At 41.1% G+C, this 18,749-nt stretch carries 11 protein-coding genes; 4 read left to right on the top strand and 7 right to left on the bottom strand.

The features are described from left to right. Positions 1–34: 34 nt before the first annotated feature. The 7 genes from DW096_RS14375 to DW096_RS14405 all read right to left on the bottom strand — a co-directional run bounded on the left by DW096_RS14375 (position 35) and on the right by DW096_RS14405 (position 14,091). Positions 35–2,980 carry a M14 family metallopeptidase gene (locus DW096_RS14375; protein WP_118931265.1) on the bottom strand — a complete coding sequence of 982 codons (2,946 nt, stop codon included), beginning with the start codon at positions 2,978–2,980 and terminating at the stop codon, positions 35–37. Beyond that, the gene (gene iadA / locus DW096_RS14380) at positions 2,977–4,122 is read right to left on the bottom strand and encodes a beta-aspartyl-peptidase (RefSeq protein WP_118931266.1); all 1,146 of its coding nucleotides are present in this window, start codon (positions 4,120–4,122) and stop codon (positions 2,977–2,979) included. The genes DW096_RS14375 and iadA overlap by 4 nt, the downstream gene beginning before the upstream one ends. Positions 4,123–4,137: 15 nt before the next feature. Next, positions 4,138–5,532, bottom strand: a complete 1,395-nt coding sequence (dcuC, locus tag DW096_RS14385; RefSeq protein WP_118931267.1) for a C4-dicarboxylate transporter DcuC — start codon at positions 5,530–5,532, stop codon at positions 4,138–4,140. A gap of 116 nt (positions 5,533–5,648) precedes the next feature. Continuing rightward, positions 5,649–7,448, bottom strand: a complete 1,800-nt coding sequence (locus tag DW096_RS14390; protein WP_022401142.1) for a RagB/SusD family nutrient uptake outer membrane protein — start codon at positions 7,446–7,448, stop codon at positions 5,649–5,651. A gap of 42 nt (positions 7,449–7,490) precedes the next feature. Continuing rightward, entirely contained in the window at positions 7,491–10,526 is a 3,036-nt protein-coding gene (locus DW096_RS14395; protein WP_117680579.1) for a TonB-dependent receptor, read from the bottom strand. Between the two features lie 296 nt (positions 10,527–10,822). Then, the gene (locus tag DW096_RS14400) at positions 10,823–12,481 is read right to left on the bottom strand and encodes a DUF6377 domain-containing protein (RefSeq protein ID WP_035449344.1); all 1,659 of its coding nucleotides are present in this window, start codon (positions 12,479–12,481) and stop codon (positions 10,823–10,825) included. Between the two features lie 491 nt (positions 12,482–12,972). Continuing rightward, positions 12,973–14,091 carry a peptidoglycan bridge formation glycyltransferase FemA/FemB family protein gene (locus DW096_RS14405; RefSeq protein WP_055205187.1) on the bottom strand — a complete coding sequence of 373 codons (1,119 nt, stop codon included), beginning with the start codon at positions 14,089–14,091 and terminating at the stop codon, positions 12,973–12,975. 510 nt (positions 14,092–14,601) lie between these two features. On the opposite strand from DW096_RS14405, the gene DW096_RS14410 reads away from it, so the two are divergent. The 4 genes from DW096_RS14410 to DW096_RS14425 are packed head-to-tail and all read left to right on the top strand — an operon-like array spanning position 14,602 to position 18,735. After that, positions 14,602–15,837, top strand: coding sequence for a glycine betaine/L-proline ABC transporter ATP-binding protein (locus tag DW096_RS14410; RefSeq protein WP_055205186.1), 1,236 nt, complete (start codon positions 14,602–14,604; stop codon positions 15,835–15,837). Positions 15,838–15,857: 20 nt separating this feature from the next. Further along, positions 15,858–16,673 carry a proline/glycine betaine ABC transporter permease gene (locus tag DW096_RS14415; protein ID WP_055205185.1) on the top strand — a complete coding sequence of 272 codons (816 nt, stop codon included), beginning with the start codon at positions 15,858–15,860 and terminating at the stop codon, positions 16,671–16,673. A 25-nt stretch (positions 16,674–16,698) separates the two neighbouring features. Then, a complete protein-coding gene (locus DW096_RS14420; protein ID WP_055205184.1) occupies positions 16,699–17,586 on the top strand; it encodes a glycine betaine ABC transporter substrate-binding protein in 888 nt (295 codons plus the stop codon). Then, complete coding sequence (locus tag DW096_RS14425) at positions 17,587–18,735, top strand: hypothetical protein (protein WP_055205183.1); 1,149 nt, start codon at positions 17,587–17,589, stop codon at positions 18,733–18,735. Positions 18,736–18,749 lie beyond the last annotated feature (14 nt).

An 18,749-nucleotide genomic window follows, 5' to 3' on the forward strand; every position in this document is an offset into this window, starting at 1 on the left:
TTAATTGTTTAACTCGTCCCATTTTAACGGGACACTAATGCAACGTGGCAACCAAATTTCCTAAAGGTTGTGCCAAAGGTACCAACCAACTACCTATTGGAAGTTCTACATTATCTTCATAGACATCCGTTTCTACATTTACCGGATGAATCCCCTCCCATTCCTTCTCTGCACGATACAGACGGGTTACTTTGTAACGCTCAACTTTTGCTTTTTGTACACGGGTAACTTGCTCAATGTGTACACCCAACGCTCGAAGCTTACATACTGCTTCTGTACAGAGAGCATCGAGCAGATAAGCCTTAGGGCGAGTACGCACCAATTGAGGTGTTACTTGCATGGCATCAAGGGTTGGCAGTTCAGTCTTAAACAGTTCATTGGCCTTATAATCGATAAAAGAGACTACATGACGTACAGTATCCGAAGTGAAAGTAACATATATCGGTTCAGTAGCTTTCAAGGTGCGCTTCCTGGCTTGTTCTATCTTACGTTTAATTGAAGCACGATGTTGCGCAGCAGTAACCAACGTTTGCCGTGCCACCAAGAAACCGCACTCACTACGACGTGCAAAACACTCCGGTCCCAATCCAATACCTCTTATTTCGACAAAAAGCGATACAGCCCCCGTCAATGCTTGAAAAGTAGAACTGGACTGCGGACTTTTGGCACCTTTTACAAGAACAAGGGAACCATCTGCCACACGGGGAGTGAAGTAGAAACCGGAAGTATAACCGGCACTATTTAAAACGACCTCTGCCTCACGACGAAAAAGTTCTTCAGACAGCATACGTAAAGCTAAAGGCGCATTAAGATGTCCGGTAGGTAAAAAAAGTACATCAGCAGCATTTGCTGTCGGCACTCCACGTAATAAGTTAAACTCACGACGTAAAGGTGCATATTCATGAATATCAAGAGCTACGTCCGGATTCCATTGCTGGTAGGACTGCTTCAACAGCAAAGTGACAGCATCCTCTAATTTGCTCTGATCGCGATTCAAATCGTAGCCATCGGCTGAACGACGTTGCTGAATGGCATAACCATCAACATTGGCTATAGGAACCAAAGCCACAGCTATATGATTCAGCAATTCACGTCCTTCTTTTTCACAAAGTAAGTAACGGACAAGCATGCATACAGCCTCAGCACCTGCCGGCTCGTTACCATGCAGTGCCGCTTGAATCCATACCCTTACCTTCTTCTTGTCGGGAGTACCCAAATAAAGTACCGGAATGGTACGTCCTTGTTTGGTTACACCAATATTCTCCATATATGCCAAACCCGGAGAACGTACAACCAATTGTTGTAAATAGTCCTTTATCTCATCAACCGATGCCAATCCGCTACCGTAAGGTTTACTTAGAGTAGGTGTCTCACGGTCAAATTTGGGGTTAGGATAGAAACTTGCAGTTACTCCGGCAGGTTGCTTCGACTGATTTCTATTCCATAACACAAGATTAGCTAATACCACTTCTTGTGCTATCCTCTGTAAATAAAGAGCTGTTTCAGACGGTAGACCTGCATAATAATCGCTGCTAAAAGGCTCACCAAAAAAAATTGCATAAAAGACACAAGCCGCCAGATAACTGCCTGCAGGACTAGGATGGCTGCCATCAGAATTATACAACTGCAAACTTGGACACTCTCTACGTACACGTCTCCATGCCTCACCCACAGGAGCACAATAAGCATCAAGGACATCAGCCATCTCCAAATAGCTTTCCGTAAGTTGCTGCTGCATTCCTTCATAAGTATCATTATTACGCCCCCATGTCATATAACAGACACTTTTCCCTTTTGGGGCATAAAGACGGCGTAAACTATCTAACTGCGCCGCAGGATGGAATACATTCTTCTTTACCCATTCCTTTTCACGAGTAGGTGCCTTGCTCTGTTCCTGCATCACCATATAATCCCATCCTCCTTCACGAATCGCCTCTAATGTTTGCGTATTGGCTGCATGCTGTCTCAAGTACCAACCAGGGTTAGCAACCTGGCGCACTGATATTTTTTTTCCACATGAGGATGCTAACGATTGGACTTGCCATGGCAAACGATTAAAAAAAGTATAGCTATTACCTATAAAAAGTACCCGTAAAGAATCTGTCGTCAATAATGGCACAGCTTGTTTCCCCATAGGGACAGCCTCATGCCCGATGCCGCACTCTTCTATCTTGCGCCAATGACATTCCCAACCACGGGATGCAGCCAACTGGTGAATATAAAGCCAGAAACTACGCCCACGCTCCATACGGTTTCGTCCTTGTCGTTCAGCTTCAGGAGTCTTGCGTAGAAAAGACTCACGTATCGTATCTCCCAAAGCCAGCTGTAGTATGATAGGTTTTGACAAGTATTTTTTTATCTGTTCAGATGAAATATAGGGGATACCAGCCGTACCATAAGGATATGTCTGGGCCAAATCTGGAAAAGTATACCAACCGGGAGAACTTATAATAGCTTTTTCCACATAAGGACTATCGTGAAAAAGCATGAAACGCTGTACGAATTGCCCACCAGCAGAATGACCATAAATCATATATCCTTTGCGCATGCTTCCCGTAAATTGACGCACATATTCAAATAGTTTATCAACCAACACTGGTGTAATTTTTTCGGGAGCATTAGCTACTGTATGGGCAGCATTCATCACCCCCACCTCCTGATAGTCTGCCAAAGGATAAGATTTCAAATCAAAGTGAGGTATAAAAAGCATAAAACCCTTTCTCTCCGCTTCTTCTTTCCAACCGTCCAAAAGATAACGATAACCGCGGTCTCCTCCTTCAAAGACAAATACAATAGGCATTTGTTTAATATCCCCCTGGGAAGGTATATAATAATGTACATCTACCGGGCGATCGGCAAAAGGAGGGTATTGACTATAAGTGAAGAAATGTTCACCTCTTGGCCTTTCCAAAGTCTGTTTCGCTATTGCAGATAAACAAATACAGAGGAATCCAATATAAAATATAATCAGCTTCTTCATAATTCGTACCTTCCCTTCTTTACTATTGTACCATCTTGCATTACAAATTTACCACGGGCAATGACATCTGTAAGCTGCAAATCTTCCGCCAAAAAACACAAGTCTGCATCTGCTCCTTGTGCCACAATACCTTTAGCTCGTAATTTCAGATTACGAGCCGGATTGGATGTTATCAATGTAATCGCTTGTTCCAATGGTACCCCCTCCTCATTGACTAATGCAACTACCTCCTTGAAATTTAAATTCAAAGGAGCAGGACGATAAGATATTTCTCCAGTTTCAGGATTCACTCTGCGTACGCCACCATGGCCATCACTAGAAAAAGTAATGCGATCAAGGGGGACACCAGCTTGCAATGCACGTATCACACAACGATGGGGAGTATCAAACTTTGAGCCACCAGTCGAAAAATCAATCATTCCACCTAATTTACCAAATTCTACAGCCTGCATAAAAAGAGCTTCAGTACGTATCAGATGAGTAGGAGACAGATAAGATATCAGTGTAGGATAGTGACGAGCAATATTGAGTAAGGGCTCAATACCTTCCGGAAGTGCTCCCAAATGAATGTGGAGAATTCCTCCTTTACCAGATGTAAATCCCCCTAAACGTACCTGATGTATAATACGCAATATCTCTTGCTCTGTCGGAAACGGACTACGGTCATCACTCATCGCCAGCTTACAGCCAATAACTTTATCTATGAAGATAAGATCGTCAGCCACACTATTCATCAATGTTTTGGTAGGCAATCCGTAATAATTTGTCAGCATATAAGCCGACAATCCGTCATCGTCAATAGCTTTGGCCTTGGCATAAAGCGTAGTAAGTTCTTTGGCAAATCCATCAGTACCAAGCATACCCAATACAGTAGTAGTACCACATGCCACCAGTTCGCTCATAGTCACCTCGGGGACTAATGAGGCATAACCTTGTTGCCCTCCTCCACCAGTAATATGTACATGCTGGTCTATAAATCCCGGAGTAACAATTTTACCTTGTACATCAATAGTATGGCAAAATGATTCATTCAGTTCAATTGTCTTTGAAATATGCGCAATCTTTTCTCCGCATAGCAAAATGTCTGTTTTACCAAGATAGGCAGGAGCATATAAATTTGCATTCTTTATCAATGTAAACATAGCTATCGATTAATTTTAGAAAGTAATAAGATGATAAAGTATCAAGAAAACAATTCCTCCTATTAAAGGAAATGTATTACGCCTTGCCAACTCCACTGATGACACACCGGCTACCCCGGCAATGGCAACAATGACTCCGGCAATAGGAGATGCGGCACGTCCCATGCTTGCCGCCAACTGCAAAGGAAGTATCAATGAAAAAACCGGCAAACCAAGCTGAGTGGCTATACCCGGCAATAAAGGACCAAATGAAAAAAAGGCTGCATTGCCACTTCCCATCAGCATGGCAGCTCCAAAAATAATGAGAGTAAAGACTGCGGCAATAGCTAATCCCGAAAGTCCGATATGAGAGGAATAACCCACCAATGAATCAATAAATCCCAAACCAATCAGTCCTTTAGAGAAAACTTCTGAAGCTACAATCAATGTTACAACTGAAGTAAACACATTTCCCATGCCTTTCCAAAAACTTGCAAAAGCGTTAAAAGTAGTACGCACACTACGAGTATGAAACAACACAAATACCAATGATAAGAACAGAGAAAAAAGCATAGCAGTAGTGGTACCCAATGTTACAGTAGGCTGAAACAGTCCCACAAAAGGTGAAAAGAAAATGAGAAGAGCCAAAGGTAATACCGGGAGCAGCGCAAAAGCCAATGGAACATCCGGTTTTTCTACTGATGAGGTTGCAGTCACCTTTGACACCTGCAATATGCCATCCTGCTGTTTCTTTGCATCTTTTTTATCAAAATAACGGTTATTGAAATAGAAGAGTACCATTACAACCAAGGAAGTAGGAATTACTAAAGGAAGTTGATGAGTGATGAAATATTCCACATTGGATTGTCCTATCAATTCGGCAGCCATAGCAGTATTTGCCGACCCCGGTCCCTGATCAAATAGAGTAGCAGCGGCAATGACTGACAATGCTGTAAGTTGGCTTACTCCCAAACTAATTAAAACAGGATAAACCGAAGCCACAAGCAACAATCCTAATCCGGCAGCTGAAGGAGTAGTAATAAAAAGTAATTGTCCAATAGGAACAACTATAGTAGCCGCCAAATAAGGATAACGTCGAAAAAGACCTAATGGCTTCATGGAAATATAGACCAATGCATTAGTAGCCTTTATGTTATTCATGAAAGCTACATAACCGCCAATTGTCATTATCATAAACCCTGCACGCGCCAAATTAGAAAGAAAAACTTCCTCTATCATCCTTACCAAATCAAACACCACCATTCCCGTAGCTTCACTAGGTACTACCGAATGCACTTGCATGAAAAAAGCAGCTGTAAGCATTAATAAACCGGAAAGCATCAAAAGACCTTGAGGATTGAGCTTACGATAAAGACCTACCGCTGTAATCCCTACCATAAGAAGACTAAAAATGAAAGCCAATTCGGACATGATGTATCAAGATATTAAGTTTTTGTTTTCTTTTGAATATATGAATCTAAATCAGATATAAACACCGATATATACAAAGCCGTTTATATGCGGTATTTATATCTGACTATTATCTATCAATACCCCGGATTATTTTCCAAAGGATTACCAGTATTGGCATCAATGAATGATTGCGGCAGCGGGAAAAGGACAGGAGTTTCATATTCATCCATACCACGTCCTGCAATACCAGCTATCTCATTGAGTTCACGCATGCGACGTTTGAAATAGTTATTGGTATCACGTTCGTCACCACCATTTTCTTGGCAAACACGTACCAATGTATGACGACGTTCTTCCTCCGTAAGCAGTTCACGGCTGCGTTCATCAAGAATGAAATCCATACCACCGATTCTAAGATCATCTTCAGTAATACTTACAGCATTGGAACGATTACGTACTTTATTTATCCATTTAATGGCCTCGCCTACTTGATTACTCTTGTAAAGAGCCTCTGCATAAAGTAAATATGTATCTGCCAAACGTAAATAAACAATGTCCGCATAGTGTCCATCATTAGCTGCATTAGCCAAAATAGGTGGAGTATAATCCCATTTACGAGTAGTAGGCCAATCATATTTTTTAATGGAAGTAGAAGTTAGCATGGCTGCATTAACCGTAGTATCAATAAGTGCAGTACCACCTAAATCAAATACCTTGGTTACATTGCCGGCAGCATCTACATCATTAATACTCCATACGATAGCATTGGCAGATACACGGTCATCTTGTTCTCCCATTCCTTTATAATTGTACAAACGAAGTGCTCCTCTGGAAGGAACTACACGTCCGGCTCCCTTACCACCATTAGCTTGCCAAAAGACTTGTGCAAATGAACCTTCACCACCGTTATTGATATAGTCCGGATTATGCTGGTTTGTCTTTTTACAATCGCCATCATTAGCATAATAGTTCTTATAAGTTGTAGTCATATAGACATTTGCAGTACCATAGGCACTATTCTCCTCTTCTGTGTTAATGAAAGCCAGTAACACCTCCGTATTTCCATCAGCATACATAGGAGTATAAAATACGTCAATAAAAGGACATCCATCATTGGAAGCATTACTACCAAAGCGTTGATTTATAAGGGAATATTCTCCACTTTCCACTAATGGTTTCAGTACTGAAACTGCTTTTTCAGCATTACCTTCTGCCAAATAAAGTTCACCCAAATAGTGACGTGCCACAGCACCAGAGACTTTACTATTATTAGATGTACGCAAAGGAAGGTTATCGACTGCAAACTGGAAATCTTCTGCCATCACTTCGCGAATACTACTCAAGGAAGCACGGTCCCAATCATCACGATAATTCAATCCTGTAATTTCTTGTGTTGAAAGGGGCACTGCACCAAATGAATAGGTAAGGTGACGGTAAGCCCAAGCACGGAAGAAGCGAGCTTCGGCCAACACCTCATTTTTACGATTTTCAGCATCAGCACCACTTCCCCAGTTAATGCCATCATTGTCAGCTCTTGAGATAACCATATTGGCAGTGTTGATGATACGATATCCCCACTGGAAAATATTATTCCAAATAGCAAGATCAGTGTAAGTTATCTCTTTGGGATTGTAGAGGAACTTCATTTCCGCATGACTATTATTGGCCCATGAATTATCTACCCCTCCACCCCAGGCAGAATGCAGACAGAGCGCAATACTTCCTCCCATTGCATCAGCACGGCGATACTCTGCACGCATAAGACCATAAAGAGGCGTTATCATCGATTTAAACCCATTGTAATCTACAAGTAAATTTTCAGGATAAAGTGCATCACGAGGATCTTCCTTAAGAAACTTATCCTCATTACAGCCGCCCATAGTGAGCAATAATACTGTAAACACTAAGACATTGAAATATGTTATTTTTTTCATATGTGCAATTTCATTTTAGCTTTTTATGATATATTACTCTCATCAAATATCTAACTTTAGTCCAAAAGTGAACGAACGTACTGGAGGAGCAGCCAATTGATCATTGAGAAATTCCGGATCCATACCTGTCCAGCCAGTTATTGTAGCCAAATTCTTAATGTTCATGTAAAGATTGAGCCGTTTGATGAAAGTACGACGCAACCATTGTTGTGGGAAATTATAACCCAATGTAATGTCGGAAATACGTAAGAAATCTGTCTTTTCATAGAAACTGGCTCCCTCTGGATTCACATCACTATTCAAACTATTTTTCGGATAGCTATTCGTAGGATTCTCTGGAGTCCAAAAATCCACCAAAAAACGGTTCTGGCGATATGAATTATGGCTTGTATCATACAAGGCATTCAGATGGGTTTGTCCTAACTGAGCCGTTAAGAACACACTCAGAGTGAAGTTTTTGTACTCAAAAGTGTTCATCAAACTCATATTTACTTTAGGAATAGCCGACCCTATAATAGTCTTATCAGCCGTTGTAATATCGTTACCATCTACATCAAGGTATTTCACATATCCAGGATACGAATTACGATAGTTAGGATCTTGCTGCCCTGTCGGGTTAGACGGATCAGCAATCTGCCATACACCGATAATTTTATAATCATAGTTCACATTGATAGGTTCACCAATAAACCACTTGGAAGCCACATCATCAACCGGCTTTCCATTAGCATCATACAAACCAACATCTACAATCTCCGAACGATAGTGTGAGAGGTTGAAAGAGGTGCTCCAGCTAAAACTCTTATGTGTAATGTTATTAGAAGTTATCTGGAATTCAAAACCACGATTACGGGTCTGTCCACGATTCTCAGTAATAGAGCCAGTACCATTAATGGTAGGAATAGAACGGGAAAGCAGCAAATCTTTGGTTTTAGACCAATAAATATCAAATGAACTCTGAATACGTCCATTCCAAAGTGCAATATCAAAGCCAGTATTAATAGATGTAGTAGTTTCCCAACCTAAACCGGGCGAAGCTAACTTCGACGGATAGAAACCAAACTGTGCAGTATGATCATCATTCAGATAATTGTAAGTTGAAAGATTAGGTAGTGTACTATAAGCACTGATAGCCTCATTGCCATTTTTACCCCATGACAAGCGATATTTCAGATTGCTAATGGTTTCACTTATAGGCTTGTCTTTAAAAAAAGATTCATTGGAAATATTCCATCCAATAGCGGCTGAAGGAAAAACGCCGAATTTAGAACTTTCACCAAAAGCGGAGTAACCATCACGACGAGCAGTAAGAGTCAACAAGTAACGATCATCATAAGTATAATTCAAACGCCCCATTTGTGAAATATGATTTTCTTTATAATAATTGGAATTACCAGACATTGTGGCAGCTTTAGAAATCTGGTAATAATACATCACATCATTGGGAAAATTCTTACCTTCCATTGTATTCTGTTCATATTCCTTGCTTTGAGCAGAATATAATCCTGTGAAAAATATACGATGTTTGCCAAATTCACGTTGATAAGAAATAATATTCTCCAAAATCCATTCTTCTGAATGCCAGTCATCAGTATTCAATACGCCATTAGCACTAGCTCCTTCGTAGGTATCCAAACCTTGATAATTCTTATAGGAGCTGTTTTGGTAAGTGAAGCCTGTATTCAATTTATAGCTCAGCCCTTTAATAAAGGGAAACTTTACCTCAAGCACATTATTAGTGATAACCTTTGCACGAATATCTTTTGTCTTATTATTAAGAGATCCCAACGGATTAATGCTGAAAGCTGAAGAGGAGTCCTCAGTAGCAGAAAGTGTAAGTGAACCATCCTCGTTATAAGCACGTCCCAACGGAACTTGTTTTATAGCCCGCCAAAAAGAAGCACTGCTACCACTACGATCGTAGCGACCTAACTGTGTAGTAGTAGAAAATTTCAACCAACTATTAAACTCCTGATCAAGATTGAAACGTACATTATAACGCTTGAACTCATTGCCTACCGCAGTTCCTTTCACATCCGTATAGTTCAATGAAATGAAATAGCTGGTTTTGTTAGCTCCACCACGGAAAGAAAGGTTATGCTGTTGTTTTATACCGGTCTGTGTTGCCAACTTCATCCAATCAGTACTCTGACCGGCAGCATACATAGCTAATTCAGTAGGAGTAAAGTTATCTAACCAAGGTTCAGGATTCTCTTCTGTAGGAGGAGTAGTATTGGTAGCCTTGAAAGCTTCAGATTTATACTTATAGAATTCTTTGCCATTCATCATACGAGGTAAATTGATAGGCTGGTCAATAGTAACATAAGTATCGTATGATACCGTCAATCTGTCTTTCTTACCGCGCTTAGAAGTAATAAGGATTACACCGTTAGAACCGCGAGCACCATAAATGGCTGCTGAAGAGGCATCCTTCAATACTTCTATACTCTCTACATCATTGGGATTGATTTCCGACCATGGACCATCAAAAGGTATTCCATCAAGAATAACAAGAGGTTTATTATCGGCCGTAATGGAGTTGTTACCACGAATACGTGTAGTAGTAGACGAACCTTCAGCATTACTACCCGTCACACTAATATTCAATCCTGGAACTGCTCCTTGCAAAGATTGAATCAAATTAGCTTGTGGGCGACTTTCAAGTACATCCGAGTTAACTGAAGCAACCGAACCTGTAAGATCACTTTTGCGCTGTACACCATAACCTACTACTACCACCTCATCCAGTGCCTGGTTATCTTCTTTCAGTACAATCTTTAACGATGATGCGTCTTTCACCTGCAATGTCTTGGATATATACCCAATGAAACTTATCTCCATTACCGCCCCCTTAGTCACTGAAGCGAGTTTAAAGTTTCCTTCTACATCGGTAATGGTGCCCGTACCCGTACCTTGTATCACTACATTGGCACCGATTATCGGTTCTCCTTGTTCATCTGTCACATTTCCGTTAATATTCCATGTCTGTGCATGAAGTGAGCTTGAAAGTGACAGCATCCACATAAGACAGACAAGCAAAATACCACTTGCGTCTCTCGATTTTTGTCTGGTTTTCATAAATTACATTTTTAAGTTAATAGGAACTTGTGTGTAAAAAATCTCGAGAGCAAAATTAGACAATGTAACAACCGATTATATTCACAGGTAGAGGATTTGGTAAATTCACAAAGTTATATATCACTGATTATCTTTCAATTACAGACAGACTCAATAGATTTTCAGTAGTGATTTAAATTAAATCGGTAATCAAAAACATGTATATAGATAATTGCCATTCGATAGTATTAAGCTATTGAATGGCAATTATCTATATACATGTGGGTAAAAAATGAGAGAAACGCTCAGTCTTCAAATTACTTTTTACAAACCTCTTTCACAGCTCGAAGAAATTCCTCCTTACTGAGCGAAGATTTATTTAAAGTTATAGAACGATTATTATATACGGTTTGCAGTGAACAGTGCAAAAATTCTGCAATCTTCTCACTATCCGTTACCCCCATTCGTATCAAAGCATGAATACGAAGTTCTGTATTAAGCCGCCCAGACTTCACTTCAATATGTTCTTCGGGACGTAGCAAACTATTGAAGTGCTCTACAAAATCAGGGTATAAATGTAGAATAATGGAATCAAATTTCTCATAAAAATCCTTCATTTCATCGCTCATGGTAGAAGTAGAACTAATCATCTTCTTTAAATCTTCAAGTTGCCCAGCCTTTAATTTACGGTTTAACTTTTTACGATACTCCTCCATACGGCAAATATAGGATGAACAAAGTTTGAATACCTGACCAATATACTCCTCCTTAATATAATTTGTGTCACGTAGAACCAAATTGAGCTTTTGCAGTTCACTATTAAGACTCTTCAATCTACCATTGGCCACATGTAGCTCAACCAAAGCTTTCCTACGTCTTCTTGTTTGCCTTCTCAAAAAGAAAAGAGCTATCAGCAATACAATAGTGAGAAAACTAATAAATAAAAGGAATAGCTTTAGCTGCTTCTGTTGCATATGATCACGTTCAATGTAGCTTTGATGTATCCTTCTCTGCAACTTCTGCTGATGAAGCAGTCGTACACGGCTCTTAAAAGTTATACCGATATCAGAACAATAAGTACTATAACGATAGGCTCGGTCCAACTGACCTTGTTCATATAAATAGGAAGCCAATGCATACAACGAACCAATATCACGATTCACAGCATATACATCAGCAATACCTGAGAGAATCATATTTTCCAGCCACTTGGTATGGTTGTGTTCTTTTTCATAAAGTAGAGCCAAGTTATAAGCTAAAATAGAATAATTACGACTATTAGGTAGAAGACGTTGTTTTTCCTTTTCCAACTCATCCCTAATGGCAATACGTTGTGCACCGGGAACATCTTGATATTTCCACACACGGCTATAAAGGTAGCGTGGCTCGTCAGGAGTGGCCGTCTGCAATACTGAATCTGAATATAACGCATAAAGTTGACCATAATGCTCATGTAATGCATCATCACCTAATGAATAGAGTTGCAACCGCGAGCAGAGAGTACGCATCTGACCATAATAACGCGAACGTAAGTAGCGAGGCATACTGGAAGAACAGAGTGAATGCATTACTTCAGAGGCTTGACTAAGCAAGCCATTAGCCGTATAAACAAAACCAATACCTAATAAAGATTCAATCTCACGATTCTTATCATGATATTGTCGTGCTAAATCAAGGCTTTGTGTAGTATACTTCATAGCCGAATCTGCATCATACACGCGATATTCTTGATAAATAGCCTGATTAAGTTCATACTGTTTCTCAAATGCCTTAGATTGTCTTAGTGAATGCTTCAACGCCTCTATTCGCTCCTCTTTCTGCAAAATAAGTTTATCAGAATTATCTATCAGACTATCTAATTGAGTAAACAATGCCTCATTTGCCTTAGCAGCACTATCTGAGATATGCTGCTTGCATCCAGCACAAAAAAACAAATATAGTAAGAAGAATAGGTTTAAACAAAAATGGTTTTTCATATTTCTATATTCGTTGGTAGAATTCATTTATTTAATAAATGAATTGTATTTATAACCGATTATTACTCAATAATTTAAAAGTAATAAGTCAGAAATATGGTCATAACATTTAAGGGTACATTCTAAAGAGTGAAGATTTAACGCTTTTATTGATTTTTAATCCATTTGGGGCGTCAATACGAGCGGTTTCTTCTTTTTCGGTGCAGTTTGTTTCCGATATTCCACTTCTATTTTGGCTCACTGCCTAAGCCACTGCAAAGGTACTATATTTGTTCTATTATTTTTCTCTAACCTTGTGCTCTGTCATTTAATTTTTTTGCTTGTAAATCTTCATTGGTTCCAAGTGTGACATTTCGCAGTGTAATTTCACTATACTTAGCCGAATAGAGAAGGTATATACTTCTTGATTGAAGAAGCAGTTTTCGTATAGTTCCCCAAATTACGTATAGCTTAAAAACTACTTTTGTAAAATACGCACAGAGATTTACTTTTTAAGAATAGTATCCCTGCATACTCATTTCCTTTGCTGTAAAATATTGATACTTATCCTCTTCTAACGGATAGTCCCAGCATCCCAACTGATGATAGATTTCTCCGCCAAAACCATGTTTGAACTTATAAAGCCCGTACATGGGATGTGAGGTATCGGCATACGGAGCGATACCGAACATATCATACTCCAAGCAATTGTTCTCACGCGCCAGCTGTATAGCCCTCCATTGCAAGGCATAAGTGGACATCAGGTTGCGGTGAGCTGACGAAGAAGCCCCATAGAGGTAAGTAGCCCGATGGGATGAGAGCACCAGGAACATCGCTGCCAACGGAGTGTTGTCATGATAGGCTATGAGCAGTTTTACATTTACTTTAGGGTCGTCACATTCCATCTTTGAAGCAAATATGGAATAGAAATACTGGATGTCGTTCAAATGAAGCCCGTTGCGAAAAGCAGTTTCTTGATAGAGGCTGTACCAAATCCGTAATCCTTCAATTCCCACCGAACGCACTTCCACTCCACGTTTCAATGCTAACCGGATATTATAGCGTGTCTTGGGCTTCATCCGTGCGAGTATCTTCTCTTCTGTGGCAAACAAATCAAGTACGATGGTATTGGCCGGCAGAATATTGGTGTTGGCTTTACGCAAGTTGTGGCAGCAAGTGCCATAGTTGAGTTTTATTTCTTGAAACTCTTTCTTGGGAAGTCCTATCCAACGGCCTGCTTCGTCAAAATCATCGGTTTTGCACCAATGGCTTTCCCAATTAAGGTCATAACGCAGTGCTATGCAATGCTTGGGCAGGAAAGAACGGAGCGATTCGGAAAGTTCTTCCAGAAAAGCGCCCTGATTTTCTTCCGATGGTTCTATCTCGGGACCGTATGGCAGATAAGCGATATAATCCTCACGATTGAGGTACTGAAAAAACATGATGAAGTCCGCTTGTGTATGCGCATAACCTCCTACATGGGTGTAAAGGTCACTGTTGCGCACGCTGTAATCAAAAGCGTAGGAATTTATGCCAAGTTGTTCTTTTACCTTTGACCAAAAGGAGGTTTGCTGAACAATGGGTGTACTATAAGCGTCTGTAATTTCTTTGGGTTCCAGTCGGATATTCATTTTTGAAATAGGTTTTGTGCTCTTTCTGATGATGAAACGAACAGAGCAAATTAACATAAAAATGCAAAATTAGCCTTTAAAGGATTGACAAACAAGAAAAAAACGACAAATACAGGTTATTTGCCATCTTTTGCCATTCGTTGAAAAATATTAAGGAAATATCCATACTATGTATGGGCTTGTAAAAGTCCCAGATGCCTGCCAATAATGTTTGTTTAACTGCATATTTTTCCGTATCTTTGCAAAATACCGTACAACAAAGGCCTTTAGAGGGCAGAATCATTAGGACAAATCTTTGTTGGAAATAGTTCCGTTTATCTCACATGGTTCAAGCTCATCAGTATCGCCCCTATTGCGGTTGTTTTCTTTAAAAATAAAAAAGAAATGATTGTTGTTCCACATGGAATGACAATAAAATTTCCGTGTGCCTGTTTGTTTGACAGATAGGCATTCAAATCATTTTTGTATTCAGACGGAGAAAAGATTAACGAATGAAAGAAAGGTTTATTTATGAATGAGAAAAAGAAAATAGAAGTAATGAAGCTCTACCTTATTTTCGGTCGTGAGTGGAACAAAGCGTTCAAAATGCTGATGAAAGGAAAGAGCAAACAGGAAATCAAGAAAGAAACAGGATGTACTGTCGCTGTAAACGGTGCCAACTTTACCATCAACGAAGGTGAAATATTCGTCATTATGGGGCTGAGTGGAAGTGGAAAATCCAGTTTGTTACGTTGCATCAACCGACTTAACAAGCCCACCTTTGGAGCAATTGCGGTCAATGGCAAGAATATAGCCACCATGACCGACGAGGAACTGCGTACTGTCCGTCGCAAGGAACTGGCCATGGTCTTCCAACATTTCGGGCTGTTGCCCCACCGTACCGTGTTGCAGAATATTGCTTTCGGCCTTGAGCTGCAAGGTATAGGCAAGGAAGAACGCGAACAAAAAGCATTGGATAGCATGAAACTTGTGGGGCTTGATGGTTACGAGAACCAGATGATAAACGAACTGTCGGGCGGTATGCAACAACGTGTTGGTTTGGCACGCGCTTTGGCAAATGACCCCGAGGTATTGTTAATGGACGAGGCATTCTCTGCTCTCGACCCACTGATTCGAGTGCAGATGCAGGATGAGCTGCTGGCTTTACAATCGAAAATGAAGAAAACCATTGTATTCATTACCCACGATTTGGAGGAGGCCATTAAGTTGGGCGACCGCATCGCTATCATGCGTGATGGTGAAATCGAGCAGATTGGGACATCGGAGGAGATTCTGACAGAGCCAGCCAATAAATATGTGCAGAACTTCGTGGAAAATGTGGACCGCAGCCGTATTGTCACCGCTTCTTCAATTATGGTGGATAAACCCGTAGTAGCTCGCTTGGAAAAGGAGGGGCCAGAGGTGTTGATACGCAAAATGAAGGAGCGCAAACTTACCGTACTTCCCGTAGTGGATGCCAACGGCATTCTGCAAGGCGAGGTTCGGTTAGGCGACCTTGTGAAGTTGCGTGAAGCGAAAGTGAAAGACATCGCTTCGGTCATAAAGAGCGAGGTTCATTCTATTACCGCAGACACGGTGGTGGAAGACATCCTTCCGCTGATGACTAAGACTAACTCTCCTATTTGGGTGGTGAATGAAGAACGTGAATTTGAGGGAGTGGTTCCACTTTCATCGCTCATTGTGGAAGTGACCGGCAAGGATAAGGAAGAGATAAACGACATTATCCAACAAGCAATTGATTTATAATAAAAATAACGATATATACAATGATAGACATAGGTTATTATATAGAAGCAGCCATCGAATGGCTGACCAAGAAAGGTGCGGGATTTTTTGATGCGTTGAATGTAGGCGTAGAAAGTTTTATCGACAGTTTTCAACTGGCATTGTACACCATCCCGTTTTATATTTTTATTCCACTGACTGCTTTATTAGCTTGGTGGAAAACAGGTAAAGGCATGGGTGTTTTCACCCTTTTGGGACTGTTACTGATATGGGGTATGGGATTTTGGGAAGAAACCATGCAGACGCTCGCCTTAGTGCTCTCCTCCACTTGCATGGCATTGCTGATAGGAATCCCACTCGGCATTTGGTCGGGAAAAAGTGGACGCTGCAGCCGGATACTCCGTCCCGTTCTAGACTGTATGCAGACCATGCCTGCTTTCGTCTATCTGATTCCTGCGGTATTGTTCTTCGGATTGGGTACGGTTCCCGGTGCTTTCGCCACCATCATCTTTGCCATGCCTCCGGTGGTACGGCTTACGGGATTGGGCATACGGCAAGTACCTAAAAATGTAATAGAGGCTGCCCGATCGTTCGGGGCTACTCCCCGCCAATTACTTTTCAAGGTGCAGTTGCCTTTGGCCTTACCCACCATATTGACCGGCATTAACCAGACTATCATGATGGCACTTTCCATGGTAGTGGTGTCTGCCATGATTTCAGCCGGTGGCTTGGGAGAGGTGGTACTGAAAGGCATCACACAAATGAAAATCGGACTCGGCTTTGAAGGCGGCATTGCCGTTGTGATACTGGCTATTATTTTAGACCGTATTACTCAGGGCATCGCCCAAAGGAAATAATCATCATATTTAACACAATAGATTTATGAAAACATCCAGATATATTGCAATCATTATCAGTAGTTTCCTGATGGCTTCGTGTGTCATCAACCCCAATAAAATAAGCATCGCTTATCCCAACTGGGCGGAAGGTATAGCAGTGACCCACTTAGCCCGTGAAATTCTCGTGGAGCAGGGTTTTCAAGTTGAATTGCTTAATGCGGACATCGCCCCCATATTTACCTCACTTGCGCGTGGAAAGACGGACGTGTTTCTTGACAGTTGGCTTCCCGTTACGCATGAGCCCTATTTCGAAAAGTATCAAGGAAAATTTGAAATATTGGGGCAAGTGTTCGACAGTGCCCGTATCGGTCTTGTAGTACCGGCTTATGTCCCCATTAACAGCATAGAGGAACTGCCGGAGTTTACCGAACGTTTCAAACAAGAAATTGTAGGCATTGATGCAGGCACGGGTATCATGAAATGTACGGAGGCGGCCATACCTGCTTACGATCTGGATTATAAGTTGATGATTTCAAGCGGTCCGGCCATGACCGCACTTCTTGACAAGGCCATTAAAAAGAAGGAATGGATTGTAGTAACCGGGTGGACACCCCATTGGATGTTCGACCGTTACGAACTCAAAGTATTGGACGACCCGAAAAAAATCTATGGAACTTCGGAACATATCCGCGCGATTGCCCGTACCGGATTCAGCAAGGAACATCCATTCGCTGCTGAATTATTGGGAAACATTCATCTTACAGACCGGCAGATCAGTTCGTTGATGAGTGCCATTGAGCAGACAAGGGGAACGGAACGCGAAGCTGTAAGGGAATGGATAAAACAAAACAGAGCTTTAGTGGACAGTTGGATACCCAAAGACAAGGAAACGAAAATGTATAAATACGATTACCGAAGATTAAGAGTGTAGATGAAAAAAAAGATATATTTATTGATGGCTATTTTGATGGCCGGATGGATAATCCCAGTCGAGGCAAAAGCTCCCGATAGCAGTACAAAAGAGAAACCTGCATTTAAAATAGGTGGAGCACTTCGCTTCAATTACAATTATTCGGACTGGAAATCGGGGTGCCGAAAACGTGGCGGAGATTTCGGGTTTGATGTATTTCGGTTGAATGTAGATGCTTCCTGCCGTAAATTCCTACTTTCAGCCGACTATCGTTTTTATCCTTCTTCTTCGGGAGGAGGAATGTTGAGACAAGGTTGGTTAGGGTATCAGTTTAATGAAAACCACCAACTACAAATGGGGCTTGTCACGGTGCCGTTCGGCATTTTGCCCTATACGGCAAACAACTATTTTTTCAATATCCAATATTATGTGGGACTGGAAGACGATGCAGATATGGGGTTGAAATACATTTTCCGTAACCGGCAATGGGAAGTGCAGGCTGCTTTCTTCAAAAATTCAGGATTGACAGACTTCGGAGACAAATCCGAACTGACAGCCGACCGATATTCATACGACATTGCAGGAGACCATAAAGAGGTGAATCAAGGTAACATTCATGCCGCTTACCGTTGGGGGAATAAATGGAAACATCAAGCGGGTGCTTCCATTTTGGCGGGTGGAGTCTATAATCTCAACAGTGGGTCAATGGGGCACCGATGGGCTGCCACACTGCATTATGTGCTTGATTACAAGCGTTGGAATTTCAAAGCGCAGTGCGCCACCTACAACATCCACCTGACGGGCGAAGCAACGGATACCCGTCATCAAGTCACTATGGCGGCTTTTGGGGCAACTTACCAAGTGGCATCCAAAGCGGACATTTATTCTGTGGCATTGGCTTATCACATTCCTATCCGAAAGGGTTTTCTGGATGAGATATGCCTTTACAATGATTTCAGTTTATTGCATAAACGTGTTAGAGGATATACAGACAGTTTTCAGAACGTGACTGGCTGTTCACTTTCAATGGGACCGGTGTTTGTCTATGTTGATTATGCTGTCGGGCACAACCACGCATGGATAGGAAACGATTGGAACAACGCTTTTGCACAAAGTTCTGATAATGCGACCAATGTTCGACTCAACATAAATATGGGATACTATTTTTAATAAAAACTTTAAAA

The sequence above is a fragment of the Bacteroides sp. AM07-18 genome (assembly GCF_003602695.1).
GTDB classification, from domain to species: Bacteria; Bacteroidota; Bacteroidia; order Bacteroidales; family Bacteroidaceae; genus Bacteroides; species Bacteroides uniformis.

What these genes read in the sequence shown, in the direction of transcription:
- DW096_RS14375 (WP_118931265.1), bottom strand. Translation starts at nt 2,980, where the DNA reads ATGAAGAAGCTGATTATATTTTATATTGGATTCCTCTGTATTTGTTTA.
- iadA (WP_118931266.1), bottom strand. Translation starts at nt 4,122, where the DNA reads ATGTTTACATTGATAAAGAATGCAAATTTATATGCTCCTGCCTATCTT.
- dcuC (WP_118931267.1), bottom strand. Translation starts at nt 5,532, where the DNA reads ATGTCCGAATTGGCTTTCATTTTTAGTCTTCTTATGGTAGGGATTACA.
- DW096_RS14390 (WP_022401142.1), bottom strand. Translation starts at nt 7,448, where the DNA reads ATGAAAAAAATAACATATTTCAATGTCTTAGTGTTTACAGTATTATTG.
- DW096_RS14395 (WP_117680579.1), bottom strand. Translation starts at nt 10,526, where the DNA reads ATGAAAACCAGACAAAAATCGAGAGACGCAAGTGGTATTTTGCTTGTC.
- DW096_RS14400 (WP_035449344.1), bottom strand. Translation starts at nt 12,481, where the DNA reads ATGAAAAACCATTTTTGTTTAAACCTATTCTTCTTACTATATTTGTTT.
- DW096_RS14405 (WP_055205187.1), bottom strand. Translation starts at nt 14,091, where the DNA reads ATGAATATCCGACTGGAACCCAAAGAAATTACAGACGCTTATAGTACA.
- DW096_RS14410 (WP_055205186.1), top strand. Translation starts at nt 14,602, where the DNA reads ATGAATGAGAAAAAGAAAATAGAAGTAATGAAGCTCTACCTTATTTTC.
- DW096_RS14415 (WP_055205185.1), top strand. Translation starts at nt 15,858, where the DNA reads ATGATAGACATAGGTTATTATATAGAAGCAGCCATCGAATGGCTGACC.
- DW096_RS14420 (WP_055205184.1), top strand. Translation starts at nt 16,699, where the DNA reads ATGAAAACATCCAGATATATTGCAATCATTATCAGTAGTTTCCTGATG.
- DW096_RS14425 (WP_055205183.1), top strand. Translation starts at nt 17,587, where the DNA reads ATGAAAAAAAAGATATATTTATTGATGGCTATTTTGATGGCCGGATGG.